The organism is Pseudoalteromonas sp. AWM4_233 (genome assembly GCF_056158285.1).
In genome coordinates, this window is the sequence record NZ_JBSWSZ010000001.1 from 3810833 (window position 1) to 3837249 (window position 26417).

The 26417-nt window shown below is 43.6% G+C and carries 20 protein-coding genes; 13 read left to right on the forward strand and 7 right to left on the reverse strand.

The features are described 5' to 3' along the window. Window positions 1–422 precede the first annotated feature (422 nt). The 7 genes from dnaA to ACXAC4_RS17365 all read left to right on the forward strand — a co-directional run bounded on the left by dnaA (window position 423) and on the right by ACXAC4_RS17365 (window position 10178). Window positions 423–1751: a chromosomal replication initiator protein DnaA gene (gene dnaA, locus ACXAC4_RS17335; RefSeq protein WP_475164177.1), complete on the forward strand. Its 1329-nt coding sequence runs from the start codon at window positions 423–425 to the stop codon at window positions 1749–1751. A gap of 19 nt (window positions 1752–1770) precedes the next feature. Then, the gene (dnaN, locus tag ACXAC4_RS17340; RefSeq protein WP_475163818.1) at window positions 1771–2874 is read left to right on the forward strand and encodes a DNA polymerase III subunit beta; all 1104 of its coding nucleotides are present in this window, start codon (window positions 1771–1773) and stop codon (window positions 2872–2874) included. Between the two features lie 3 nt (window positions 2875–2877). Next, a complete protein-coding gene (gene recF / locus ACXAC4_RS17345) occupies window positions 2878–3963 on the forward strand; it encodes a DNA replication/repair protein RecF (protein ID WP_475163820.1) in 1086 nt (361 codons plus the stop codon). 15 nt (window positions 3964–3978) lie between these two features. After that, a complete protein-coding gene (gyrB, locus tag ACXAC4_RS17350; RefSeq protein ID WP_475163823.1) occupies window positions 3979–6402 on the forward strand; it encodes a DNA topoisomerase (ATP-hydrolyzing) subunit B in 2424 nt (807 codons plus the stop codon). Between the two features lie 178 nt (window positions 6403–6580). Further along, window positions 6581–7480, forward strand: coding sequence for a glycine--tRNA ligase subunit alpha (gene glyQ / locus ACXAC4_RS17355; RefSeq protein WP_058028283.1), 900 nt, complete (start codon window positions 6581–6583; stop codon window positions 7478–7480). 2 nt (window positions 7481–7482) lie between these two features. Next, window positions 7483–9552: a glycine--tRNA ligase subunit beta gene (glyS, locus tag ACXAC4_RS17360; protein WP_475163826.1), complete on the forward strand. Its 2070-nt coding sequence runs from the start codon at window positions 7483–7485 to the stop codon at window positions 9550–9552. A 185-nt stretch (window positions 9553–9737) separates the two neighbouring features. Continuing rightward, the gene (locus ACXAC4_RS17365; protein ID WP_475163829.1) at window positions 9738–10178 is read left to right on the forward strand and encodes an early set domain-containing protein; all 441 of its coding nucleotides are present in this window, start codon (window positions 9738–9740) and stop codon (window positions 10176–10178) included. 44 nt (window positions 10179–10222) lie between these two features. Here the strand turns inward: ACXAC4_RS17365 and tusA are convergent, their stop codons facing one another. The 3 genes from tusA to fadB form a co-directional block, all read right to left on the reverse strand. Then, window positions 10223–10462, reverse strand: coding sequence for a sulfurtransferase TusA (tusA, locus tag ACXAC4_RS17370; RefSeq protein ID WP_475163833.1), 240 nt, complete (start codon window positions 10460–10462; stop codon window positions 10223–10225). 262 nt (window positions 10463–10724) lie between these two features. Then, window positions 10725–11891, reverse strand: a complete 1167-nt coding sequence (gene fadA / locus ACXAC4_RS17375; protein WP_058031497.1) for an acetyl-CoA C-acyltransferase FadA — start codon at window positions 11889–11891, stop codon at window positions 10725–10727. Window positions 11892–11898: 7 nt separating this feature from the next. Next, entirely contained in the window at window positions 11899–14061 is a 2163-nt protein-coding gene (gene fadB / locus ACXAC4_RS17380) for a fatty acid oxidation complex subunit alpha FadB (protein WP_475163836.1), read from the reverse strand. Between the two features lie 365 nt (window positions 14062–14426). Between fadB and ACXAC4_RS17385 the strand changes: the two genes are divergently transcribed. The 5 genes from ACXAC4_RS17385 (at window position 14427) to ACXAC4_RS17405 (ending at window position 20970) form a co-directional block, all read left to right on the forward strand. Then, the gene (locus tag ACXAC4_RS17385) at window positions 14427–16313 is read left to right on the forward strand and encodes a transglycosylase SLT domain-containing protein (protein ID WP_475163838.1); all 1887 of its coding nucleotides are present in this window, start codon (window positions 14427–14429) and stop codon (window positions 16311–16313) included. A 91-nt stretch (window positions 16314–16404) separates the two neighbouring features. Beyond that, window positions 16405–17727: a Xaa-Pro dipeptidase gene (pepQ, locus tag ACXAC4_RS17390; protein ID WP_475163841.1), complete on the forward strand. Its 1323-nt coding sequence runs from the start codon at window positions 16405–16407 to the stop codon at window positions 17725–17727. A gap of 307 nt (window positions 17728–18034) precedes the next feature. Next, window positions 18035–18649: a YigZ family protein gene (locus ACXAC4_RS17395; RefSeq protein ID WP_475163843.1), complete on the forward strand. Its 615-nt coding sequence runs from the start codon at window positions 18035–18037 to the stop codon at window positions 18647–18649. A 52-nt stretch (window positions 18650–18701) separates the two neighbouring features. Next, window positions 18702–20153 (forward strand): TrkH family potassium uptake protein, encoded by a 1452-nt coding sequence (locus ACXAC4_RS17400; protein WP_058028291.1) that lies wholly within the window; start codon window positions 18702–18704, stop codon window positions 20151–20153. A gap of 127 nt (window positions 20154–20280) precedes the next feature. After that, window positions 20281–20970 (forward strand): flagellar brake domain-containing protein, encoded by a 690-nt coding sequence (locus tag ACXAC4_RS17405; RefSeq protein WP_421965516.1) that lies wholly within the window; start codon window positions 20281–20283, stop codon window positions 20968–20970. Window positions 20971–20985: 15 nt separating this feature from the next. Here ACXAC4_RS17405 and trkA read toward each other — a convergent pair whose 3' ends face one another. Genes trkA through def form a run of 4 tightly spaced genes read right to left on the reverse strand, consistent with a single transcriptional unit; the run spans window position 20986 to window position 25138 of the window. After that, the gene (gene trkA, locus ACXAC4_RS17410) at window positions 20986–22362 is read right to left on the reverse strand and encodes a Trk system potassium transporter TrkA (protein WP_058028293.1); all 1377 of its coding nucleotides are present in this window, start codon (window positions 22360–22362) and stop codon (window positions 20986–20988) included. Between the two features lie 11 nt (window positions 22363–22373). Next, window positions 22374–23657, reverse strand: coding sequence for a 16S rRNA (cytosine(967)-C(5))-methyltransferase RsmB (rsmB, locus tag ACXAC4_RS17415; RefSeq protein WP_475163850.1), 1284 nt, complete (start codon window positions 23655–23657; stop codon window positions 22374–22376). Next, a complete protein-coding gene (gene fmt, locus ACXAC4_RS17420) occupies window positions 23657–24601 on the reverse strand; it encodes a methionyl-tRNA formyltransferase (protein WP_475163853.1) in 945 nt (314 codons plus the stop codon). The genes rsmB and fmt overlap by 1 nt, the downstream gene beginning before the upstream one ends. Window positions 24602–24628: 27 nt before the next feature. Next, window positions 24629–25138 carry a peptide deformylase gene (def, locus tag ACXAC4_RS17425; RefSeq protein WP_138483195.1) on the reverse strand — a complete coding sequence of 170 codons (510 nt, stop codon included), beginning with the start codon at window positions 25136–25138 and terminating at the stop codon, window positions 24629–24631. Window positions 25139–25256: 118 nt separating this feature from the next. Here def and ACXAC4_RS17430 point away from each other — a divergent pair, with 118 nt between their 5' ends. Beyond that, a complete protein-coding gene (locus tag ACXAC4_RS17430; protein ID WP_475163858.1) occupies window positions 25257–26378 on the forward strand; it encodes a LysM peptidoglycan-binding domain-containing protein in 1122 nt (373 codons plus the stop codon). The last annotated feature ends 39 nt before the right edge of the window (window positions 26379–26417 follow it).

A 26417-nucleotide genomic window follows, 5' to 3' on the forward strand; every position in this document is an offset into this window, starting at 1 on the left:
GATAAAAAGGATAGCAGATCTTAAAGGATCTGATCTTATTTGGGTTTTCCACAGGTCTTGGGGTCAATCTGAATAAAAGCTTGGGAAAACTTAATTTGATCACAATTATCGCGTGTGATCTTGGTTGTTTTTTGTTATGATCTGTTGTTCGGATCTAAAATAAAAAGCTATATAAAACAGTTGTTTAATTATTTTTATCAACAAGATCCTAGTTTTTGCAAAAGTCAATATTGAAGTTGTGGATAAGATCAATTCATAATACCCGGCTTCCACTTATATTTTGTGATAATAATTAATCAATTCTTGTACTCTTTACGATGTACGGGAATATTAACCCATTGGAGTTGTTCAGCGTGTATCTGTCTGTTTGGCAAAGTTGTTTATATGTGTTGCAGGATGAATTGCCATCTCAGCAATTTAGTATGTGGGTTAGGCCACTGCAAGCAGAGAGTACCGATGATACTTTGACCATTTATGCACCTAATCGCTTTGTTTTAGATTGGGTTAGAGAAAAGTACCTCAATCGTATCAATGAGTTATTAGTTGAAATTTGTGGTGATGAAGCGCCTGAGTTGCGTTTTGACGTTGGCACTCCTACGGCCGCTCAAGTAAATACTGCTGCAGAGCAGACTAATAATGTCTCACCTCAAGCGACTAGCAGCGAACAAGCTCAAGTAACACCTCAGCCTGTTACTGAACAAAAAGTAGAGCCCGCACCTAAATCTGGTTACAAATCTAATATTAAAGAAAACTATACGTTTGATAACTTCGTTGAAGGTAAATCAAACCAGTTAGCTAAAGCGGCTGCAACGCAAGTTGCCGATAACCCGGGTAATGCGTTTAACCCTGTCTTTATATATGGTGGTACAGGTTTAGGTAAAACTCACCTTTTACACGCGGTGGGTAATGGCATCATGGAAAAGAAAAAAGATGCCAAAATTGTCTATATGCACTCTGAACGTTTTGTTCAAGACATGGTTAAAGCGCTACAAAATAATGCCATTGAAGAGTTTAAGCGTTATTACCGCAGTGTTGACGCTTTGATGATCGATGATATTCAATTCTTCGCAAATAAAGAGCGTTCGCAAGAAGAGTTTTTCCATACCTTTAATGCTTTATTAGAAGGTAATCAACAAATTATTTTAACCTCTGACCGTTACCCGAAAGAAATTGAAGGGGTAGAAGACAGATTAAAATCTCGTTTTGGTTGGGGGTTAACCATTGCCATTGAGCCTCCTGAGCTTGAAACGCGTGTGGCAATACTGATGAAGAAAGCACAGCAAAGTAATATTAATTTACCGCATGAAGTGGCTTTCTTTATCGCGAAAAAATTGCGTTCAAATGTACGTGAATTAGAAGGGGCGCTTAACCGTGTGATTGCAAATGCAAACTTCACAGGTCGTCCAATTTCTATCGATTTCGTAAAAGAAGCACTGCGTGACTTATTAGCATTGCAAGATAAACTGGTTACGATCGATAACATTCAACGTACTGTTGCCGAGTACTATCGTATTCGCGTTTCTGATCTATTATCTAAACGTCGTAGTCGTTCGGTTGCAAGACCAAGACAAGTGGCGATGGCGTTATCTAAAGAATTAACAAACCACAGTTTACCTGAAATTGGAGATGCATTTGGTGGCCGAGATCACACCACCGTGTTACATGCTTGCCGTAAGGTAAAATCACTTCGTGATGAAAGTCATGAGGTAAAAGAAGATTATCAAAATTTAATTAGAACATTGTCGTCTTAATTTTCGGGCTTAATTTATTATGCAAATTACAATTTCAAGAGAGCAATTTTTAAAGCCGTTAATGCAGGTTTCTGGTGCCATTGAGCGCAAACACACGCTACCTATTCTTTCTAATGTATTGTTAGAAATCAAAGACGGTATGTTGGCGATGACGGGGACTGATTTAGAGATTGAACTGGTTGCAAGTTCGCACCTTGAAAATCCAGCAGAAGACGCCAAACTGACTTTGCCGGCTAAGAAACTACTCGATATTTGTAAAAGCTTACCTGATGGTTCTGAACTCACTTTTTCGATGCAAGAACATCAAGTACTTCTAACCAGTGGAAAAAGTCGCTTTTCATTAACGACGTTAGCTGCTGAAGACTTTCCAAACCTCGAACAGTGGGATGGTGAAGTTGAATTTAAGACGACCCGTTTAGAGTTAAGACGTCTACTAGAAAGCACGCATTTCTCAATGGCGAACCAAGATGTGCGTTATTATTTAAATGGTATGTCATTTGAAGTGGATAACAGTGAAATTAAAACAGTTGCCACTGATGGTCACCGTTTAGCAATTGCGGCTCAGCCATTATCTGAATCTTTAAATACGCAGCGTCAGTTAATTATTCCAAGAAAGGGTGTGCAAGAAATTATGCGCCTTCTACCTGCTGACGATGAACTAATCACAATTCAGTTTGGTGCGAACCATGTGCGCCTAATTGATGGTGAATTTACTTTCACCAGTAAATTAGTTGATGGTCGTTTTCCTGATTATCGTCGTGTTCTACCACGAGGTGGCGATAAATTAGTAACTGCAAATCGCGAGTGGTTACGTAGTGCATTCCAACGTGTTTCTATTTTATCGAATGAGAAGTTCCGTGGTGTTCGCCTTAATTTATCAAGTGGCTTATTGAAGATCACAGCAAACAACCCTGAACAAGAACAAGCAGAAGAAGTGGTTGAAGTGGGTTATCAAGGCGATGACTTAGAAATTGGCTTTAACGTTTCTTATGTTTTAGACGTACTTAATACTCTAAAAACTGAAGATGTTCAGTTCACTTTATCTGACTCAAACTCAAGTGCATTAATTGAGGGCGTAAGCCAAGATGATGCAATGTATGTTGTGATGCCAATGCGTCTATAGTTTATGAGCTTGAATCATATTAGCCTCAATCACTTTCGAAATATTGAGGCTTTATCTTTTCAGCCAAGCGCAGACATTAATATCATCTATGGTGCGAATGGCAGTGGAAAAACCAGTCTTCTCGAAGCCATCTATTTTCTTTCTCACGGTAAATCTTTTCGTACTAACAAGCAGAAACTCCTTATTCACTACGAACAAGACGCTTGTATTGTTCATGCTAAAAAACAACACCTTAACTTGTCTATACCTGTAGGTATTAGTAAAAATAAGCAGGGTGAAACACAGCTTAAAATACAAGGTCAAGCGAGTAGAAAAATCTCGGAGTTGGCGCAACTTTTACCAGTGCAAGTTATTACACCTGAAAGCTACGAGTTGTTTTTTGGTGGCCCTAAAGAGCGTAGAAAGTTTTTAGATTTAGGTGTGTTCCACGTGGAACAATCTTTTTTTAATGCCTGGCGTCAGTTCAATAAAATTCTGAAGCAACGCAATGCACTCCTTAAATCCCGTCCACATAATTACGCCGAGCAAATCAAATTCTGGGACGTTGAATTCGTTAAGGTGGCTGATCAAATAAATATCTCAAGAAAAGCCTATATAGAGAGGTTTAATGCGTATTTTTTTGATAAAATAGTGGGTCAAATACCTATATTTTCTGGCCTAGAATTACGTTATGATGCTGGTTGGAAAGAAGACTTAGCTAGCACGCTAAAAGCGAACTTTGAGCGTGACGTTAAGCTTGGCTATACAAGTAAAGGACCGCATAAAGCTGATTTTAGCTTTTATATAAATGGTCATAGTATAGAAAATATTTTTTCTCGGGGTCAGTTAAAGCTGTTGTTGTATGCGTTAAAGATTACGCAAAACAGCTTAATTGAGACCGAAACTAAAAAGCAGTCAATTTTGCTTATCGATGACTTGCCCTCAGAGCTAGGGGAAGAAACGATGAAAAGCGTGGCTGAATTATTAAAATTATGTCAGTCACAGCTATTTATTACGGCTATTACTGCTGAAAGTATTTCTGCTGTTGTGGAACCACTACAAAGAGAAAAGAAAATGTTCCACGTGAAACATGGCAGTTTAACAACATAAAATTGGAAGAAACCCATGTCTGAAAATTACGATTCGTCCAGTATTAAAGTACTGAAAGGATTGGATGCGGTAAGAAAGCGTCCGGGAATGTATATAGGGGATACAGATGATGGCACTGGTCTTCATCATATGGTATTCGAAGTAGTAGATAACTCTATCGATGAAGCATTAGCTGGCTATTGTGATGATATCTTCGTAACTATTCATACTGACGGCTCTGTATCAGTTCGAGATAATGGACGTGGTATTCCTACCTCTATTCACCCTGAAGAAGGTGTATCTGCTGCCGAAGTTATCATGACGGTTCTTCATGCCGGTGGTAAATTCGACGATAACTCATATAAAGTATCAGGTGGTCTTCACGGTGTAGGTGTTTCAGTAGTAAACGCGCTATCTGAAAAGTTACAACTTACAATCCGCCGTGAAGGAAAACTTCACCAGCAAAAATATACGATGGGTGTACCAGATGCACCGTTAGCGGAGATTGGCGAATCTGAAACTACGGGTACTGAGTTACGCTTCTGGCCAAGTGCTGAAACTTTTTCTGATACAAATTTCCACTACGATATTCTTGCAAAACGTCTTCGTGAACTTTCATTCCTTAACTCTGGTGTAAGTATTATCCTGACTGATGAGCGTGAAGAGAATAAGCAAGACCACTTCAAATATGAAGGTGGTATTCAAGCTTTCGTTGAATATCTAAACCGTAAGAAAACACCTGTACATCAGAATGTATTCAATTTCACTTCTGAGCGTGAAGATGGCATTAGTGTTGAAGTATCAATGCAGTGGAATGATGGTTTCCAAGAAAACATCTACTGTTTCACGAACAATATTCCTCAGCGTGACGGTGGTACTCACTTAGCGGGTTTCCGAGCAGCACTGACTCGTACGCTGAACAACTATATGGAAAAGGAAGGCTTTAACAAGAAAGCGAAAACAGCAAGTAACGCGACAGGTGATGATGCGCGTGAAGGTTTAACCGCTGTTGTAAGTGTTAAAGTTCCAGATCCAAAATTCTCTTCGCAGACCAAAGATAAACTTGTATCAAGTGAAGTTAAGTCAGCTGTTGAGCAAGCAATGGCTGAAAAACTTAACGAGTATCTACTAGAAAATCCAAATGATGCGAAGACGGTAGTAAATAAGATTATTGATGCTGCTCGTGCGCGTGAAGCGGCACGTAAAGCACGTGAAATGACTCGCCGTAAAGGTGCAATGGATTTAGCGGGCTTACCTGGTAAGCTGGCTGATTGCCAAGAAAAAGACCCAGCACTTTCTGAACTATATATAGTGGAGGGTGACTCGGCGGGTGGTTCTGCGAAGCAAGGTCGTAACCGTAAGAACCAAGCAATCCTGCCGCTGAAAGGTAAAATTCTGAACGTTGAGAAAGCACGCTTTGATAAGATGCTATCTTCTCAAGAAGTTGCAACGCTTATTACTGCACTTGGTTGCGGTATTGGCCGTGACGAATACAACCCAGAAAAGCTGCGTTATCACCGCATCATCATCATGACCGATGCTGACGTCGATGGTTCGCACATTCGTACGTTATTATTGACCTTCTTCTACCGTCAGATGCCAGAAATCATTGAACGTGGTTATGTGTATATTGCTCAGCCGCCACTTTATAAAGTGAAGAAAGGTAAGCAAGAGCAGTACATTAAAGATGAAAATGCGCTTACTGGTTACTTATTAGAGTTAGCATTAAATGGTGCTGCGCTGTATCCAGCTGAAGGTGCTGCTGCAATTGAAGGCAATGCGCTAGCAAATATCGTTTATGATTATCAGAAAACGGTAGAAGTGTTAGAGCGATTAAATCGTAAATACCCAGCATCAGTAACGAATCGTCTAATCTATCAACCTGAGATCACAGAAGCTGATTTATCTGATAAAGACAAAGTAACTAGCTGGACTGAATGTTTAGTGGCTGACCTTGTAGAAAAAGATGAAGATGCAACTATCTTTAATGCTGAAGTTGCATACGACGAAGAGCGTCATATGTACTACCCAGTGGTTAAGATCCGTCAGCACGGTGTTGATAAAGCTTATACACTAGACTACAACTTCATTACGTCTAAAGATTATGTACGTATCGCAAACACAGGTAAGCAAATGGCGAACTTGATGGAAGAGAGCGGTTACGTACAACGTGGTGAGAAGACGCACCCTGTTACTGACTTTGTATCAGGGCTTGATTGGTTGGTGAGTGAATCTAAGCGTGGCTTGTATACACAACGCTATAAAGGATTAGGTGAAATGAACCCAGACCAGCTTTGGGAAACAACGATGGATCCAGGCGCACGTCGCATGCTTCAGGTAACTATTGAAGATGCCATTGCAGCTGACCAATTGTTTGCGACACTCATGGGTGATCAAGTTGAACCTCGTCGTGAGTTCATCGAAAGCAATGCATTACGTGTTGTGAACTTAGACGTTTAATCGAGTTCTAAAATAATATTTAAAAAGGCGGGTTTTCCCGCCTTTTTTTATGTTTGATGCTTAAAACCCTGCACAGCACGCGGTATACTGAGCATAATTTTCAATCACAAACCCCTGCGCTAATAGCCACTCTGTGAGCTCCACTATGCGCAATGAGCCAAATTAAATTAAGCCAACTATGCAAAAATACGATTTAAAAACCTTTCAAGGCTTGATCCTGGCACTACAGGATTACTGGGCACAGCAAGGCTGTGTGATCGCTCAGCCACTTGATATGGAAGTAGGCGCGGGTACATTCCACCCACTGACATTCTTAAAATCAATTGGCCCAGAGCCAATGTCGAGTGCTTATGTGCAACCGTGTCGTCGCCCTACAGATGGCCGCTACGGTGAGAACCCAAACCGTCTTCAACATTACTACCAATTCCAAGTTGTGTTAAAGCCATCTCCAGATAATATTCAAGAGTTGTACTTAGGCTCTCTAGCTGCGATGGGCATCGATACGTTAACGCATGAAGTTCGTTTCGTAGAAGACAACTGGGAATCACCAACACTAGGTGCTTGGGGTCTTGGTTGGGAAGTGTGGTTAAATGGTATGGAGGTGACTCAGTTCACCTACTTCCAACAGGTGGGCGGCTTAGAATGCGCACCGGTAACTGGCGAAATTACTTACGGTCTAGAGCGTCTTGCTATGTATATACAAGGTGTAGACAGTATTTATGACTTAGTATGGACTGATGGTCCAATGGGTAAAGTCACTTATGGTGATGTATTCCATCAGAACGAAGTTGAGCAGTCGACTTATAACTTTGAGCACGCTGATGTTGATGCTTTATTTGCACAGTTTGATCAGTGTGAGAAAGAAAGTGAAAAACTGATTGAAGCAGGTTTACCACTGCCAGCATACGAGCAGGTAATGAAAGCATCTCATGCCTTTAATTTATTAGATGCCCGTCATGCTATCTCAGTAACAGAGCGTCAACGTTATATCCTTCGTGTACGCGCATTATCTAAAGCTTGTGCACAGGCATATTATGAAGCGCGTGAAGCGCTTGGTTTCCCGCTTTGTAAGGACTGATCATGACAACTGAAAATTTATTAGTAGAAATTGGTACTGAAGAGTTACCACCAAAATCACTGCGCAAACTAGCGACGGCTTTTGCAGACAACCTAACTGAAGAGTTGAAAGCATTAGAGTTATCTTTCGAAAGCATCAACTGGTATGCATCACCACGCCGTTTAGGTTTACAGGTTTCAGCGCTTGCGACACAGCAGCAAGATAAAGTTGTAGAAAAACGTGGTCCTGCGACTAAGGCTGCTTTTGATGCTGACGGTAATCCAACTAAAGCGGCCATGGGTTGGGCGCGTGGTTGTGGTATCGAAGTGAGCGAAGCTGAGACGCTAGAAACAGAAAAGGGCGCTTGGTTACTTCACCGTGCGACAGTAAAAGGTCAAGCGGCTACAGAGCTACTTGCTGATGCAATTAATAAAGCGCTGGCTAAATTGCCTATTCCAAAGCCTATGCGTTGGGGCGCAAATAAGACACAGTTTATTCGTCCTGTGCATACTGTGGCTGCACTTCTTGGCGGCACACAAGTACAAGGTGAAGTGCTGGGTAAAGCGATCAGTAATGAACTGCAAGGTCACCGTTTCCACCACCCCGCACGTGTCACTGTAAGCCACGCTGATGAGGTGTTCGAAACGCTTAAGTCAGCTTATGTTGTTGCAGACTACGAAGCGCGTAAAGCACAAATTCGTGCGCAGATCGAAGAAGCTGCTGCGGCAGTTGACGCGGTTGTGGCAATGGATGAAGACCTACTTGAAGAAGTGACTTCACTCGTTGAGTGGCCAGTTACGTTAACAGCGTCATTCGAAGAAGAGTTCTTAGCTGTACCTGATGAAGCGCTTATCTACACTATGAAAGACGATCAGAAGTACTTCCCGCTATTAGACAAAGCAGGCAACTTAATTAATAAGTTCCTATTCGTGTCTAACATCGAAAGTAAAGATCCAAGTGTGGTTATCTCAGGTAACGAAAAGGTTGTTCGTCCTCGTCTAGCTGATGCACAATTCTTCTTTGAAACAGATAAAAAGAAAACTCTTGAAAGTCGCCTAGAGTCTTTAGGTAGCGTATTGTTCCAAAAGCAGCTTGGTACTTTAAAAGACAAATCAGAGCGCATTGCGGCATTAGCGGGTTATATCGCTGAGCAAGTTGGCGCAGACAAGGCACTAGCCGAGCGTGCAGGTCTATTAAGTAAAACAGACCTAATGACTGAAATGGTGATGGAGTTCACTGACGTACAAGGTGTAATGGGTATGCATTACGCACGTATTGACGGCGAGGCGGAAGAAGTTGCGCTAGCACAAAACGAGCAATATATGCCGCGTTTTGCTGGTGATAACTTACCATCAAACCCTATCAGCTATGCTGTTGCATTGGCAGATAAGTTCGACACGCTAGTGGGTATCTTTGGGATTGGTCAAGCACCAAAAGGTGACAAAGACCCGTTTGCACTTCGTCGCGCAGCCATCGGTGCACTTCGTATCATGGTTGAGAAAGAGCTTAAGTTAGATATCCATGATATTGTTGCTAAGTCTCAGGAGTTATTTGCTGACAAGCTAAGCAATGACAATGTGGCTGAAGACGTATTTGAATTTATGCTAGGTCGTTTCCGTGCTTGGTATCAAGATGAAGGTATCAGTGTTGATGTGATCCAAGCAGTATTAGCGCGTCGTCCATCTTCACCAGCTGATTTTGACCGTCGTGTTAAAGCGGTAAGTCACTTCCGTACATTGGCAGAAGCTGAAAGCTTGGCTGCAGCGAATAAGCGTGTAAACAATATTCTTGCTAAGAACAATGTGACTAGCGATGCAGCAGTAGACAACGCTTTATTAGCCGAAGACGCTGAGAAAGTGCTAGCAGCACAAGTTGCTGAGTTAACCGAAGCGCTTGCTCCAGTTTACGCTGCTGGTGATTATCAAGGTGCATTAACGCAACTGGCAAGCCTACGTGAAGCGGTAGATAACTTCTTCGATAATGTAATGGTAATGGCTGATGATGAAGCGGTGAAGAATAACCGTTTAGCGCTGCTAAGTCAGTTAAGTCGCTTGTTCTTAAATACAGCGGATATCTCGGTCCTTCAGAATTAATCTGTTTGATTGAGAACGTGTCAAAAGCCAACCTCAGCGGTTGGCTTTTTGTCATTTAGTGTTAGAGGGTTACAAACTCTTTTACAAAATACTTCGCACTTTTATAGCGCTATAGATTCTAATAGGTATGAGTTAGAACAGCTCAGAACAAAGCTGAGCAAAATGGCTGAGAGGAAATTAAAAGTATGAAAAAACTATCCGCAGCGTTAATGGCTTTATTGCTTTCTGCGTGTTCGAGTCAGGTATATGTTCCAGGCCAAGAAACTATTCAGTCGAATGTAAAACCCCTCGATAGAGACATGTATCTGCGTGGTGACTTCACCTTATGGGATGCAGAGCCTCACTATAAACTGGGCGCACAACAACCGGGTATTTACACGGTACGCGCAAAGTTTATGACGCCGGGCAAAGTGTATGAATTTAAAATTGCCGATGAGTCTTGGAGTAAAGGCTTTAACTGTGGTTATCAGTCGTCAGGCTCACTGCAATTAAATAAACCAATACCAGCGAACTGTGACACGGTATATAACTACTTTAGTTTTGCACCGAGTAAAAAGGGTTGGTACACCATCACCTTTGATTATCGAAACTCGGCATCGCCTATGGTCATGGTAAGTAAAGGGTAAATTAAAGCGAACGAAACACTTTATAAAATAACGAACGAAAGGGCTTATTTGCCCTTTTTTATTAAGTAACGGAAAGGCGCTTGTTCCACATCTTTGGCAACCAATGTGTGGTCCATAAATTCACAGAAGCTTGGAATATCACGGGTAGTTGATGGGTCATCGGCGATAATTAATAACGTTTCACCATCAGACATTTTTCTCACCGCACCACGCACCATCATCACAGGCTCAGGACAACGAAGACCGATTGCATCTAATGTATGATCGGGATTAGAAAATGGCATGGTGACTCTCTTAAACAAGCTAAAAATAGGGCGAATATTTTACCCACTGCGCGATGACAAATAAACCATTGCAAGCGACTAATTTGAGCTTCACACCTAAAACGAAAAAAGGCAAAGCGTTTTCACACTTTGCCTTTGTACCAGCATTCATGACTGAAATACTGGTTCACCAAGTTGAGTTTTGCGTTTTGAATAATTTCTCGACAAGAGAAATGAGCGCAAGCGTTATAACAGCTCACTCAGCAAGTGAGCTGTTTTGGGCTTATTCTACGCGCTCAAACACCGTTGCGATGCCTTGGCCTAAACCAATGCACATGGTGGCTAAACCATATTTTGCACCTTTGTCTTCCATCAAGTGGATTAGTGACGTACTGATACGTGAACCCGAACAGCCAAGTGGGTGACCTAGGGCAATCGCACCACCATTTAGATTCACTTTCTCGTCCGCCACTTCAAGTAGACCAAGATCTTTCAATACAGGCAGAGACTGTGCAGCAAATGCTTCGTTAAGCTCGGCTACATCAATATCATCAATCGTAATACCTGCTTGCTTCAGAGCTTTCTTACTCGCAGGAACCGGACCGTAACCCATGATTGATGGATCGCAGCCTGCAACCGCCATTGACTTAACACGTGCACGAATAGGTAAGCCAAGTGCTTTGGCTTTCTCTTCGCTCATTACTAGCATCACAGATGCGCCATCTGACAGTGCTGATGAAGTACCTGCAGTTACCGTGCCTGACGCTGGGTTAAACACAGGGCGAAGTTGCGATAAACCTTCAAGTGTTGTCTCTGGACGAATGACTTCGTCGTTTTCTACTAATACTGGCACGCCATCATCATCATGGCCTTCAGTTGGTAAAATCTCACGAGCGAAACGACCCTCAACAGTCGCAGCATGTGCACGTTGGTGTGAACGTACCGCGAATGCATCTTGTTGCTCACGGCTGATACCATGAATCGTTGCAAGGTACTCAGCGGTTAAACCCATTGAACCAGCAGCTTGTGCCACTGAAGTTGATAAGCCTGGGTGGAAATCAACACCATGTGTCATAGGTACGTGACCCATGTGCTCAACACCACCGATAAGGTAAGTGTCACCAGCACCAGTCATAATTGCGCGCGCTGCATCATGCAGTGCTTGCATTGATGAGCCACATAAACGGTTAACGGTAACCGCTGGGACAGTGTGAGGAATACCAGCAAGCAGTGCCGCATTTCGCGCCACGTTAAAGCCTTGCTCAAGCGTTTGTTGAACACAACCCCAATAAATATCGTCGATGCTTGCAGGATCAACTTGTGGGTTACGCTCAAGAATACCTTTCATTAGGTGTGCACTTAAGTCTTCTGCGCGACGGTGTTTGAACACACCGTTTTTAGAGCGGCCCATTGGCGTACGAAGACAATCAACGATTACTGCATTTTGCATAGTCATGTTATTGGCCCTCCACGGCATAGAATACTTTACCTTCAGTCGCCCATTGACGCGTCTGTTCTGATACTTGGTAAATCTCACCTAGATGTGCGTACTTGTCAGCCATAGCAACAAAGTTAGCTAGGCCAATTTGATCTAGGTAACGGAATGCACCGCCTCTGAATGGAGGGAAACCAATACCATAAATAAGTGCCATATCAGCTTCTTGTGGAGAAGCGACAATGCCTTCTTGTAAGCATAGTAGGACTTCGTTGAGCATTGGCACCATACAACGCTCAATGATGGTTTGTTTATCAAACTCAGTTGCCGCATCGCAAATGCTGCTTAGTAGTGCAACTGCGTCAGCGTCTTTGCTCTTCTTAAGGCGACCGCGACGATCTGGTGCATATTGGTAGAAACCTTTTTGGTTCTTTTGACCAAAACGCTCAGCATTAGCAAGTACCGCAACCGGATCTTTATCTTGGCGAGCCATGCGAGTAGGGAAGCCATCGGCCATCACACCCGTACAATGGTTTGCTGTATCGATACCGACAACGTCTAGTAGGTATGCCGGACCCATAGGCCAGCCAAATACGTTTTCCATGACTTTATCTACTTTAGTAAAGTCAGCGCCTTCAACAACGAGTTTGCTGAAACCTGCAAAGTAAGGGAAAAGTACACGGTTTACGAAGAAACCTGGGCAGTCATTTACCACGATAGGTGACTTGCCAAGTTTTAGTGCGTAATCAACCACGGCTGCAACGGTTTCATCTGAAGTCTTTTCACCACGGATGATCTCAACAAGCGGCATTTTTGGCACTGGGTTGAAGAAGTGCATACCACAGAAGTGCTCTGGTTTTTCTAGTGCTTCAGCCAGTTCATCAATGCGGATTGTTGACGTGTTCGAGGTTAAAATCGTGCCTTCAGGTAATTGCTTTTCAAGACCTGCAAGCACTGTTTTCTTAACTTGTGGGTGCTCAACTACTGCTTCAACCACAATGTCAGAACCAGCTAAGTCTGCATCATTGAGTGTTGGCTTGATCTTACCTAGCGTGCCAACCATTTTGTCTAGTTTCATGTGACCGCGTTCTACTTTTTTACCAAGCAGGGTTGCCGCTTCATTCATGCCTAGATCAAGGGCCGCTTGGTTGATGTCTTTCATGACAATCGGTGTGCCTTTGTAAGCAGATTGGTAAGCGATACCGCCACCCATGATACCTGCACCCAATACTGCCGCTTGTTTGATCTCAGTAGAAGATTGTTTCGCTTGTTTCTTGGCCACACCTTTAATGTATTGGTCAGCTAGGAAAATACCCGTTTGCGCGGCCGCTTCTGCAGTTTTCGCTAGCTTTGCGAAGTTGGCATTTTCAATTGCCATGGCTTCACCGCGTGTTGCATTTGCAGCGGCTTTAATTGTTCTTACAGCCATCACAGGTGCAGGGTAGTGACCTTTGGTTTTACCCATCACTAGGCCTTCAGCCATTGCGAAGCTCATGCCTTGCTCGACGCGGTTTAATTTAAGTGGGTCAAGTTTTAGCTGACGCTTTGCACGCCAATCAAGTTTGCCTGCAACAGCTTGCTCAAGAGTTTTTACTGCTGCTTCAACTAATTTGTCTTTTGCAACCACACCGTCTACAGCTCCGACTTTCAATGCGTCTGCTGCACGGTTTTCTTTACCTGTGGTGATCCACGTCATAGCATTATCAGCACCGATAATACGTGGTAAGCGCACCGTACCGCCGAAACCAGGCATGATCCCTAATTTAACTTCTGGTAGGCCGATTTTTGCGTTTTGACTTGCGATACGGTAATCCGTTGCAAGTAGCCATTCACACCCACCGCCAAGTGCAAGACCATCAATAGCAGATGCAGTTGGGAACGGAAGGTCTTCGATGGCATCGAAAATATCTGTTGCTGACTTGATCCAACCAACTAGTTCTTCTTCTGGGCGTTGGAAAGTCGGTAAGAATTCAAAAATGTCGGCGCCGATGATGAAATGGTCTTTATCACTGGTGAAAACCATCGCCGCGATATCATCGCGTTGGCTAAGTTCGGCAAATGCTTTGCCGCATTCTTGTAGGGTTTGCTGAGAGAGCTTGTTTACCGAACCTGGCATACAGAACTTAAACTCAGCGATATTGCCTTTGTAAAAATCAACTACAAAGGACTCGCTCTTGTATAACATGCTTGTTCTCCCGTGTTATTACACTGGTACGATGAGTTGTTAATTTACTCAGTTTGGACCCTTTAAATTAAAATTGCAATGAAAAATTTACCAGAGGTTTACGCCTGCCTTAAAAATTTGCAGTTGAGCTGCTAAGGTGGTTGAGTGACACAATGCTCAAGTCATTCTTACCCTGATGGCGTTTGATCTTGATAACGGTCGATGTACAAACTTGGTTTGTGTTTTTTATTGATGTTGTTATGTGTGCGTAGAACCAATGCCCTTGAGTACATTTATTCATCTTAGAGATAGCCAAGCTTAGGCAAGATGAATGCATTAATACTTATCTCATTCATTAATTTAAAATTTAAAGTGTAAAGGTCATTATGAAATCTTGGATCATGACCATTGCCGCTACCAGCCTTGGCGCATTTAGCTGGTTTTCTTCTGCGAGCAATGATCATCAAGCATTTAAAGATGCAGAAAAAGTTGCACGTTCAGGTAACTACAAAGCGTTTAAAGCGGCGATCAACGACTTAGATCACCCGCTCAAACCGTATGCTGAACTGGCGTTTTATAAACGTTACCCTCGCCTCAAATATCAGCAAGACATCAGCCATTATTTAAGTGTCTACGATAACACGCCGTTAGAATGGCCTGTGCGCAAGAGCTGGCTCGAGTATTTGCAGCGTCGTGGAAAAAAAGCGCTCTTTGTTGAGTATTACCAGCCCACCAGCAATGCTGAGTTACAATGCCGGTATTTACAATATCAGATTGATTTAGGCGCACCGAAAGCACAACTGCTTGATCAAGTTGATGCACTTTGGACGGTCGGTAAGTCTCAGCCTAAAGCGTGCGATAAGTTATTTAGAGTATGGCGAAAAGACGGGCGTATGACACAAGCTTTGGTGTGGCAGCGTATCACTAAAGCGGCGCAGGGTGGGCAAGTTGCACTGTTGCCTTATTTAAAAACGTTGCTCCCTAAAAAAGAAGCATATTTAGCTGATTTATATAAAGCAGTCAGGCGTGACCCAAGTGCCTCTGCGGGTCTATACCGTTATAAGAAGCGCTCTATTAAAGAAGCTGAAATCGCGGTTTATGGTGTGAAGCGCCTTATTTGGCGAGATCAAAAGCTGGCGCTGAGAGCATGGGATAAGTTGCAAGGTATGTTTACATTCAGCCAAGCGCAAAAAGATGCAGTGGCGTATCGCTTTGCATTGGCTTTGGCATCAAAAGGGCATAATGATGCACGCTTTTGGCTAAACAAAGTACCAGAAGAGCTACAAGATACTAAACTGCGCCAGTGGATGATGGCCAACATGCTCAAAGAGCAAGATTGGGCGGGGATCGTGGCTTTATTTACGGGGATGAAGAACTTAAGTAATGGCCAGCAATACTGGCTTGCTTATAGTTATAATCAGCGTGGTGAGCCTGAAAAAGCACAGCAGTTATGGCAGCCTTTGGCGGTAAAGCGCGATTATTATGGCTTTTTAGCCGCGGCACGTTTGAATATGCCGGTGTCGTTGAATAATCAAACCCTCGATGTACCTCAACCTATTATTGATAAGGTGTCTCAGGCGCCTGGCTTTTTGAGAGCGAAAGCCCTTTATGAGCTTGATCGTTTTACTTCTGCACGCAGAGAGTGGAATTATCTGACCAACACTTCAAGTAATGCCGAGAAGCTGGCTGCATCGGTACTCGCTGCAGACCTTGAGTGGTATGACAGTGCTATCCGTACTTTAGCAGAGATTAAAGCGTGGAATTATGTCGACCTACGATTTCCGATGGCCTTTGAGGAGTTATTCACGCGTTATAGCAAACGTAATCATGTGGACCTAGCATGGAGTATAGCTATCTCTCGTAGAGAAAGTTCGTTTGCGCCAGATGCGGTGTCTCATGCTAATGCACATGGCTTAATGCAATTATTGCCGAGTACGGCTCGATACGTTAGCAAGCAAAAAGTCTCTAAACGTCAGCTTTATAAGCCAGCCACTAATATTCGTTTAGGGACCGATTATTTAGAGTATCTAAAGAAGAAGAATGGCGGCAATGAGATTTTAGCAACGGCTTCTTATAATGCTGGGCATCATCGAATTAAGCGTTGGTTACCTGAGCAAGGTATGCCAGCTGAGTTATGGATAGAGCTAATTCCATTTAAAGAAACCCGAAACTATGTGAAAAACGTGATGGCATATCGTCAGGTTTATCACACTAAGTTGGGCCGAGAGGGCAATATATTGGCCCCAATCTTGGATATGAAAATAGAAAAGTAAGCGAAGCAGGCAATCCAGCGTGTTGGCTGGATTGCATTTCTGGCCTTATGCTAGACTGGCAAAATGAAAAACCAAACGAAATGGGTACACCATGGAACAATTAGCACATTTATACGCTGAGCATATTGCAACATTGCAGCAGCGCACCAAAACCATTATTGAGCGAGAAGGCTTAGATGGCTTAGTGATCCACTCTGGACAAGCAAAGCGCCAGTTTTTAGATGACATGTATTATCCGTTTAAGGTGAACCCTCAGTTTAAAGCTTGGTTGCCTGTGATCGATAATCCTCATTGTTGGATTGTGGTAAACGGCGAAGATAAGCCTAAACTCATTTTTTATCGTCCGGTCGATTTTTGGCATAAAGTGCCTGATGAGCCGAGTGACTTCTGGGCTGAATATTTTGATATCCAGTTATTATTACAGCCCGATCAGGTAGAGAAATACCTACCATACGATAAAGAAAAGTTTGCTTACATTGGTGAGTACTTAGAAGTGGCACAGGCATTGGGTTTTACCAATGTAAACCCTGAGCCGGTAATGAACTACTTGCACTTCCACCGTGCTTACAAAACGCAATATGAATTAACTTGTCTACGTGAAGCAAACCGTCTAGCTGTGTTAGGTCATAAAGCGGCACGTGATACGTTTTATGCGGGTGGCTCAGAGTTTGCGATTCAACAAGCTTACCTAAACGCTACGCAGCATATGGAAAATGACACGCCATACGGCAACATTGTGGCGCTTAATGAAAACTGTGCAATTTTGCACTACACACACTTTGACCGCAAAGCACCTGCGAAACATTTATCTTTCTTAATTGATGCAGGCGCAAACTTTAACGGTTACGCGTCTGATATTACCCGTACTTATGATTTTGAAAGAAAGGGTGAATTTGCTGAGCTAATTAAAGTTCTGAACGATCACCAAATTGCACTGGGTAAAGGTTTACAGCCGGGCAAACTATATGGCGATTTACATATAGAGTGTCATAAGCGTATTGCGCAAACCTTGGCTGACTTTAAGATCGTAAACCTTGCAGCTGATGACATTGTGGCTAAAGGCATTACGTCAACATTCTTCCCACATGGTTTAGGTCACCATTTAGGTCTGCAAGTGCATGACATGGGTGGTTTCATGGCAGATGAAGTGGGTATGCACCAAGCGCCACCTGAAGGTCATCCATTCTTACGTTGCACACGCAAGATTGAAGCAAACCAAGTGTTCACTATTGAGCCGGGATTATACTTCATCGATTCACTACTCGGTGATTTAGCGAAGACGGATAACAACCAATACATTAATTGGGAAAAAGTTGACGCATTCAAGCCATATGGTGGTATTCGCATCGAAGACAACATCATTGTGCATGAAGATCGTCTAGAGAATATGACGCGTGATTTAGACTTAGACTAATTAAGTCGACGCATTGAAACGAAATTCGTTACACTAACGGGAAGCAGTTGCTTCCCGTTTTTTATTAAAGAATCTAATACCAATCCTCTTAATTAAGAGATCTATTTTGAGGCAAGGAAAGTTTGTCGATAACGCCGCTCACGCGTCCTGCTATCGCTGAGGTACCTACTTCCATGTAGGCAAGGTGAAAATTTTGCTATTTAGTTGTTCTAAATGAGAAATTTTTAACGCGGTTAGCGGCAGCTTTAGTCCCTCAAAATGATTAAGTATTATTGAGGATTGGTATAAATACTGGTATCCCAACTTTATGTCAGAATTCTATATTCCGAGCGAATCCATCAGTCATCACGAAGAAATTAAGAAAAGCACTTTTTTAGTGCATATTGCGCATACGCCAACCATTGAGTCTGCGAAAGCCTTTATTCAGAAGATCAACGATGACTACCCAGATGCCAGACATAACTGTTGGGCACATGTAGCAGGGGCGCCAGGGGGCAGTCATGTTTATGGTTTCTCGGATGATGGCGAACCCAATGGCACTGCAGGTAAACCTATGTTGAATGTGCTTATCGGCTCTGGGCTTGGTGAAATAACCGCAGTAACAACCCGTTACTTTGGCGGCATTAAGCTGGGCACGGGCGGTTTAGTGCGCGCTTATGGCGGCACGCTAAACAATGCCCTTGAGGTACTAAAAACAACATTGAAAGTGCCTGCAACTGAGCTGATAGGGCGATCGGATTATGCGTTGCAGGGAGTTATTGAGCAGTATTTAAATACCCATTTCACTATTCTGAAGCTTGATAAAAGCTATGACTCAGCGGTGAATTGGCAAATCAGCATTGATAGTCGACAAGTTGAACAAGCACAGCAAGAAATTTTTGATTTAACCCATGGAGTGGTTGAGTTAGTCTGTAAAGAGTAAGACAATCAAGTAATAACACTCTGTCATTCTTATTTTTGAAGCGTAACGCAGCATGCAATTTCGTACCATAATAAAAATTCTTGGCCAGCTGGTGGCCTTATTTAGTATCACCATGGTGCCGCCTGCACTGGTTTCGCTGATTTATAAAGATGGTGGGGGTGTACCATTCGTACTGGCATTTGTGTTCAGTATCATCATGGGTATGTTGGCGTATTATCCTAACCGCCATCAAAAAGGAGATTTGAAAGCCCGAGAAGGCTTCTTGATAGTAGTGTTATTTTGGCTGGTACTAGGGTCGTTCGCATCCTTACCGCTTATTTTCTTACAAACACCCAACCTCTCCTTAGCAGATTCTGTATTTGAAGCGTTTTCAGGCTTAACCACCACCGGTGCAACCGTTTTAACGGGTATTGAAACCTTGCCTAAGTCGGTATTGTTTTACCGTCAGCAACTGCAGTGGTTAGGAGGCATGGGTATCATCGTACTAGCGGTTGCGGTCTTGCCAATGCTAGGTGTCGGTGGCATGCAGTTATATCGTGCAGAAACGCCGGGGCCAGTGAAAGACTCGAAAATGACACCGCGGATCGCCGATACGGCTAAGCACCTTTGGTATATTTATGTGGCGTTAACGTTAGCCTGTACTTTGGCATATTGGTTGGCGGGCATGAACTTTTTCGATGCGTTATGTCATGCCTTCTCGACGATTGCGATTGGCGGTTTCTCGACGTATGACGCATCTATGGGTTACTTTGACAGCCCTTTGATTAACCTCATTTGTGTGGTGTTCTTGATTATCGCCGCAGTGAACTTCTCACTGCATTATGCGGCGGTATCGAGTCGAAATGTGCGAGTGTACTTACGCGATCCAGAATTTAAAGTATTCTTATTTATACAGCTTGCTTTGGTCGTCATTTGCTTTGCTGTTTTATCGTCAAATCAAGTGTATGCCGATGGAGATGAAACCCTAGATCAGGCTTTGTTCCAAGCAGTTTCTATCAGTACAACTGCTGGGTTTGCGACAGATAATTTCTCGGCTTGGCCTCTGTTTTTACCTATCTTACTTATCTTCTCTAGTTTTATTGGTGGGTGTGCGGGCTCGACTGGTGGTGGCATGAAGGTAGTACGTGTGTTCTTGCTGTATCTTCAAGGTGTGCGTGAGCTAAATCGCTTGGTTCACCCTCGTGCTATTTACTCTATTAAACTAGGCCGCAAAGCACTGCCTGATAAAGTCGTTGAGGCGGTATGGGGCTTTTTCTCAGCTTATGCCTTGGTGTTTGTGATCATCATGATTGCTTTGTTAGGCACGGGTATGGACAACATCACCGCGTTTTCAGCGACCGCAGCGTGTTTAAATAACTTAGGTCCTGGGCTAGGCGATGTGGCTGCGCATTATGGCGACATTACCGATTCAGCTAAATGGATCTTAACGTTGGCCATGGTATTTGGTCGTTTAGAAATATTCACACTACTGGTGCTATTTACGCCGACATTTTGGCGTGGTTAAGCTAGTCTTAAGGCTTAACGAAAAATTTAGGTCAGCAGATTAAAGTCTTCGGTAGACGGCCGATATAAACAGGAATAACAAAAATAAAAGGGACACTTGTACTGACTGCAAGTTGTAAAGGTCAAAGATGTTAAAGTCGCAAACCAGTGTAGATGTATCTATCATTTCTCAGCTGCCTACAGGGAGTACGGTAGATATTGAAGTGATCATGCCGGCAGGCTCAAAACGCTTAAAAACGGAATTTGTCGGTTATATGTCTGGGCAATATATCATTCTGAATTGTCCATCTGCACAGCGTTTAGGTGCTGCACTTGATTATGTCAAAGAGGGTACATACGTGGTGGTGCGGGCTGTACTCGAGCAAGGCGATGGGCAAATCATAGCTTTCAAAAGTATGATTAAAGCTGTTACAACACACCCAACTAAGCTTATCTTTTTATTTCTTCCCCGTGTCGTACAAAGCTATCAGCTCCGTGAACAAGTTCGTATTCCAACTTTAATCCCTGCAGTGTTTAATACCAGTGACCACTCTGAGGTTGGCGTGATAAAGGATATTTCTTTGTCGGGTCTTCAGTTTGATTTGCACAGTGATGACGTCTGTCCTAATACAGATTTAAAAGAGCAAGACTGTGAAATTTTACTTGAGGGTAAACAAAACCAGCAATTTAAACTCAATGGTGAGATTTGCCGAGTGAAACAAAAAGAAGGTTTAGTCATGCTGGGAATAAAATTGAAGAACGATCAGACTTTTATGGAAGCCATAATGAAAGAGTATTTGATCGACCTGTCAGTGTTACAAGCCGATCAAAAAGAATAACGTCATAGGCTGAATCTAAACGAATAGCGCACTTACTTGGAATAGCTTTTCGACTACACCAATTTGCTTTTTATCGATTAAAAACATGATGACATGGTCGCCAGACATAATCACAGTGTCATCATGGGCAATCAGCACTTCATCATTACGCACAATGGCACCAATGGTAGTACCAACAGGTAGCTTAATATCGCTGATAGCACGGCCCACTACTTTTGAGGTGTTTTCATCACCATGCGCAACCGCTTCTATGGCTTCAGCGGCCCCTTTGCGTAATGAATATACGTTGACGATATCACCACGACGAACATGGGTGAGTAGCGCAGATATGGTTGCCTGTTGAGGTGAGATAGCAATATCAATCTCACCACCTTGGACCAAGTCAACATAAGCACCACGCTGGATCAGCACCATGGTTTTCTGTGCGCCCATACGTTTTGCCAACATGGCAGCCATAATATTGGCTTCATCATCATTGGTAACCGCGATGAACACGTCAACTTGTTCAATATGCTCTTCAGAAAGCAGCTCTTGATCTGAAGCGTCACCACAGAACACGACGGTATTGTCGAGCATTTCTGAAAGCTCAGTGGCGCGCGCTTGATTACGTTCGATCAGTTTCACACTGTGGTTTTTCTCAAGTGAGCGAGCAAGGCCCGCACCGATATTACCCCCACCGGCAATCATGATTTTTTTATAAGATTGCTCCAGCTTTTGCAGCTCATTCATTACCGCGCGAATGTGCTTGGTTGCGGCAAGGAAGAAGATTTCATCATCAGCTTCAATAACCGTGGTACCCAGAGGCTTAATGGCTTTACCTTGTCGGTAAATCGCCGCAACGCGAGTATCAACGTTTGGAATATGCTCTTTCAGTGCTGACAGCGCATAGCCCACAAGCAGACCACCGTAATACGCTTTTACAGCAACCAGTGACAGCATGCCATCACCAAACTGCAGTACTTGTAATGCGCCGGGGTAATCAATCAAGCGACGAATATATTTGGTCACCAACTGCTCTGGCGCAATATAGTGGTCTACGGGTAAGTCGTCGTTATGGAATAGCTTCTCACGATACTTCAAATATTGCTCAGAGCGGATCCGAGCAATCTTTGTTGGTGTATTGAAGATACTGTAGGCGACCTGACAAGCAACCATGTTGACTTCATCCGAACTGGTCACCGCGATGATCATATCGGCATCTTCGGCACCCGCTTGGCGAAGTACATCTGGGTGTGCGCTGTGACCCGCAACCCCTTGCAAGTCATATTTATCTTGAAGCTCTCGTAAACGATCGCCGTCGATATCAACCACGGTGATTTCGTTTTGTTCACCCACAAGGTTTTCTGCTAGGGTGCCGCCAACCTGACCGGCGCCTAAAATGATGATCTTCATAGTGTGATTAATTACTTTTTAATTATTTTTGCGTAATAAAAGCCATCGGTTAAACCAGGTAACAACTGTAAGCCGGGTGCTTCAGGTGTGTCGCTCTCATGAAGAGGCTGGTGAATGGCGTCGCTATTGTCAGCTAAAAACTCTGCGACTTGCTGTTTGTTTTCTTTTGGGAGTACTGAGCAAGTTGCATACAGTAACGTACCACCAGACTTTAACAGTGGCCAAATGTTTTTCAGGATCTGACCTTGCAGCTCGGCAAGATCATCTATGTCAGTTTTTCTACGAAGCCATTTGATATCAGGGTGACGACGAATTACACCCGTGGCTGAACAGGGCACATCGAGTAAGATGCGATCGTATTGCTGACCGTCCCACCAGATATCAGGCTGACTCGCATCGGCGTGAATGCAGTTTGCTTCAAGGCCTATACGATCAAGGTTTTGCTCAACGCGAAGTAAGCGATCACTGTCAGCATCTAAAGCGTCAACTTTTGCCTTGGCAAGCTCTAGAATATGACAGGTTTTACCGCCAGGCGCTGCACACGCATCTAAAATACGTTCGTTATCTTGTGGTTCAAGTAAACGAGCGGCGAGCTGGGCTGCAGCATCTTGCACCGAACTCGCTCCTTGTTTAAAGCCGGGTAACTTGGCCACATCACAGGCTTTATCTAAGATGATGGCGTCTTGATATTCAGGGTAGTACTCGGCGCGAATACCCGCTTCATCAAGTGCCTCTAAGTATTCTTCTGTGCTGCCCATGTGCTGATTAACACGCAGCCACATAGGGGCTTGTAATTGGTTTTGTTCAAGAATGTCTTGCCATTGCTCAGGGTAAGCTTCTTTAACGGCTTTAATAAACCAGCCCGGGTGGTTAAATGTTAAAACATCATTACCTTGGCTGCTTTCTTCTAAGGTATCTTGCTGGCGTTGGAAGTTACGCAGTACTGCATTGACCAAACCTTTAAGACCACCGGCGCGCATTTGCATCAATGCATTTACTGTTTCGGCAACAGCAGCATGCTCAGGCACACGCATATGCTGTAACTGATAAATACCTACATAAAGTAAAAATTGGAAAACACGGTTTTTACCTTTAAGCGGCTTTTCTAGCAGTTGCTGGCAGTAATTTTCTAAACTTGGTAAGTAGCGTAAAACGCCATAACAAATTTGTTGTAATAGCGCTTTGTCTTTTGGCGATAAGTTTTTTGCAGCAAGCGGAAGCTGAGTATTCAGCGATTGGCCTTTATCGACAACCTGAAATAGGGTTTGCGCCGCAAGGGCGCGCACATTGGTCATTATTGACCCACCTTATTACCAGCGGCAACCCACTCAGCACGACCGTTTAAGAAGTCCTGTGCAGACATAGGTTTTTTACCTTGCGGCTGTAGTTGCGTGATACGTAGCGCATTTTCACCGCAAGCGATCACGATACCTTGTTTGTCGGCATGTAATACGGTACCTGCTTCGCCACTTTGTTTAACAACATCAGCTTGCCAAATTTTCACGGTGTTTTCTTGCATTTGAGTAAAACACACTGGCCAAGGATTAAATGCACGGATGTTACGCTCTAGTTGTGCAGCATCCATTTGCCAGTCAATATCAGCTTCTTCTTTACTGAGCTTCTTGGCATAGTTAGCAAGGTTATCATCTTGAGGCTCTGCAACTGCAGTGCCTGCAGCCATGCTGTTTAGCGTTTCAATGAGCGCAGGTGGCCCAAGCTCGGCAAGCTTGGTATAAAGGCTTGCGCTAGTATCTTCTGCGGTAATTGGGCAAGTCGCAATATGCAGCATATCGCCTGTATCTAGACCTTCATCCATCTGCATAATGGTTACACCAGTTTCGGCATCACCCGCCCACAGTGCACGCTGAATTGGTGCGGCACCACGCCAACGCGGCAAAATAGAGCCATGCACGTTAACGCAGCCAAGGCGAGGTGTGTCTAACACCACTTTAGGTAACAATAGGCCATAAGCAACAACAACCATTACATCGGCGTTTAGGCTGGCTAATTCTTGCTGTGCTTCTTCACTTTTAAATGATTCAGGCTGGTAAACGGGTAAATCATGCTCAAGCGCTAAGGTTTTAACCTCACTGGCTTTGAGTTTTTTACCGCGACCCGCAGGGCGGTCTGGTTGGCTATACACACCAACAACTTGGTGCTCTGAATCGATAAGTGCTTGAAGGTGGCGCGCAGCAAAATCAGGCGTACCAGCGAAAACAATACGTAATGGTTGAGTCACAGAATATTCCAATGTTGTCAGGTTAAATTAAGAACGAGCCGCTAAGCGAGCTTCTTTTTCAAGCTTCTTGCGAATACGCTGGCGCTTAAGCGGCGATAGGTAATCAATAAATAATTTACCCATTAGGTGATCAAGTTCGTGCTGAGTACAAATCGCCAGTAGGCCATCTGCTTCATAGGTATACTCTTCACCGTTCTCATTGAGTGCTTTGACTGTGACTTGCTCTGCGCGGTCAACTTTTGCGTATGACTGAGGCACAGATAAGCAGCCTTCTTCACTGATAGTAGAGCCGTCTTTCGCGATGATCTCTGGGTTGATTAATACCAGTGGCTCATTGCCTTCTTCTGATACGTCGATCACCACAATACGCTTGTGAATATCAACTTGAGTAGCAGCTAAACCAATGCCATTTTCGTCGTACATGGTTTCAAGCATATCTTTAACGATTTGACGGATCTCGTCGTTTACTTCAGCCACAGGCTCTGCAACTGTGCGTAAACGCTCATCTGGGAATCTTAATACTTCTAACTTAGCCATGGTTACCTTTTACTATTGAGCTATATATGCATTCGTGTATGCTTTCATTTTAGCCATTCACGTTTCCCTTTTACAGGTTTTGGTTGATAATATCGAAAAATAACTCAAGGAAGCTTTGATGAAATATTCCATTGCTGCGTTAATGCTCTCTGTTGGCGCTCAATTTTCGGCCATGGCTGATGTTTTAAAGTTGAAAGCCGATGCGCCACAACAATATGTGGTGAAAAAAGGCGACACCTTGTGGGACATTTCGACCATGTATCTAAACACGCCTTGGCGTTGGCCTGAATTGTGGCAATGGAACCCGCAAATTGACGACCCTGATTTAATCTATCCCGGTGATGTTTTGGCGCTGCAATATGATGCCCAAGGTAACCCGCGTTTAGTGTTAAAGAAAGGGGTGAAGAAGCTTTCTCCTCGAACACGTGTTGTGGTGCAAAAAAATACCGCTATTCCGACACTACCTCTAGCCATGATAGAGCCGTTTTTGCGCTTCGACCAAGCCATTGGTGCTGATGACCTAGATGGCAAGCCGACTGTATTGGGGTCAAACCGCAACGTACTGCGTAACACCCAAGGTCAGTTGTTGTATGTAAAGGGTAATCTGAATCCATCTGCAAACTATGGCATTTATCGCCGTGGTGAGGCCTACATAGATCCTGAAAATGGTGATACCTTAGCGTATGAGTCGCGTTTAGTGGGCACAGCTCGAGTAATATTCGGTGGTGATATTGAAGCGGGTCATCCAGCAAAAGTTGAGATAGAAACGGTTCGCCAAGAAATCAAAACCAATGATGTACTGATGCCGATTAATGTCGGGCAAAGCTTTTCGGCGCAATTTAATATGACGCGTCCTACCGAAGCCATCGATGGCTCAATTATTTCAAGCGATAACCAAATGCGTGAATTTGGTTCTACTGCCATTGTGGTATTGAATCGTGGCCGTGACGACAACCTTAAAGAAGGTCATATTCTTGATATTAACAAACAGTCACCTACAGTTATTGAAGGCAAATATGGCCCGCGCTACGTTGAAGACGCCAACAAGCTAGAAAAGTTTATCACTGGCTTTAGAGAAATGTTTGGTACTGAAAACGACGAAGACAGTGTTGTGTGGACGATGCCAAAAGAAAAAGTCGGTGAGCTGATGGTATTTAAAGTTTACGACAACATTAGCTATGCGATGGTGACTCGCTCTCAACAGCCAATCAGAGTGGGAGATACCATTAGCGCCAATTAAGCGAAAGCTTATAAATGACAAGATACTCTAAGGAGGGAG

Excerpts from the sequence above, each read along its gene's own strand:
- dnaN (WP_475163818.1), top strand. The coding sequence starts at position 1,771 with ATGCAAATTACAATTTCAAGAGAGCAATTTTTAAAGCCGTTAATGCAG.
- rsmB (WP_475163850.1), bottom strand. The coding sequence starts at position 23,657 with ATGACCAATGTGCGCGCCCTTGCGGCGCAAACCCTATTTCAGGTTGTC.
- recF (WP_475163820.1), top strand. The coding sequence starts at position 2,878 with ATGAGCTTGAATCATATTAGCCTCAATCACTTTCGAAATATTGAGGCT.
- ACXAC4_RS17365 (WP_475163829.1), top strand. The coding sequence starts at position 9,738 with ATGAAAAAACTATCCGCAGCGTTAATGGCTTTATTGCTTTCTGCGTGT.
- def (WP_138483195.1), bottom strand. The coding sequence starts at position 25,138 with ATGGCTAAGTTAGAAGTATTAAGATTCCCAGATGAGCGTTTACGCACA.
- fadB (WP_475163836.1), bottom strand. The coding sequence starts at position 14,061 with ATGTTATACAAGAGCGAGTCCTTTGTAGTTGATTTTTACAAAGGCAAT.
- glyQ (WP_058028283.1), top strand. The coding sequence starts at position 6,581 with ATGCAAAAATACGATTTAAAAACCTTTCAAGGCTTGATCCTGGCACTA.
- ACXAC4_RS17430 (WP_475163858.1), top strand. The coding sequence starts at position 25,257 with ATGAAATATTCCATTGCTGCGTTAATGCTCTCTGTTGGCGCTCAATTT.
- glyS (WP_475163826.1), top strand. The coding sequence starts at position 7,483 with ATGACAACTGAAAATTTATTAGTAGAAATTGGTACTGAAGAGTTACCA.
- ACXAC4_RS17405 (WP_421965516.1), top strand. The coding sequence starts at position 20,281 with ATGTTAAAGTCGCAAACCAGTGTAGATGTATCTATCATTTCTCAGCTG.
- fadA (WP_058031497.1), bottom strand. The coding sequence starts at position 11,891 with ATGCAAAATGCAGTAATCGTTGATTGTCTTCGTACGCCAATGGGCCGC.
- ACXAC4_RS17385 (WP_475163838.1), top strand. The coding sequence starts at position 14,427 with ATGAAATCTTGGATCATGACCATTGCCGCTACCAGCCTTGGCGCATTT.
- trkA (WP_058028293.1), bottom strand. The coding sequence starts at position 22,362 with ATGAAGATCATCATTTTAGGCGCCGGTCAGGTTGGCGGCACCCTAGCA.
- pepQ (WP_475163841.1), top strand. The coding sequence starts at position 16,405 with ATGGAACAATTAGCACATTTATACGCTGAGCATATTGCAACATTGCAG.
- dnaA (WP_475164177.1), top strand. The coding sequence starts at position 423 with ATGTGGGTTAGGCCACTGCAAGCAGAGAGTACCGATGATACTTTGACC.
- ACXAC4_RS17395 (WP_475163843.1), top strand. The coding sequence starts at position 18,035 with ATGTCAGAATTCTATATTCCGAGCGAATCCATCAGTCATCACGAAGAA.
- tusA (WP_475163833.1), bottom strand. The coding sequence starts at position 10,462 with ATGCCATTTTCTAATCCCGATCATACATTAGATGCAATCGGTCTTCGT.
- gyrB (WP_475163823.1), top strand. The coding sequence starts at position 3,979 with ATGTCTGAAAATTACGATTCGTCCAGTATTAAAGTACTGAAAGGATTG.
- ACXAC4_RS17400 (WP_058028291.1), top strand. The coding sequence starts at position 18,702 with ATGCAATTTCGTACCATAATAAAAATTCTTGGCCAGCTGGTGGCCTTA.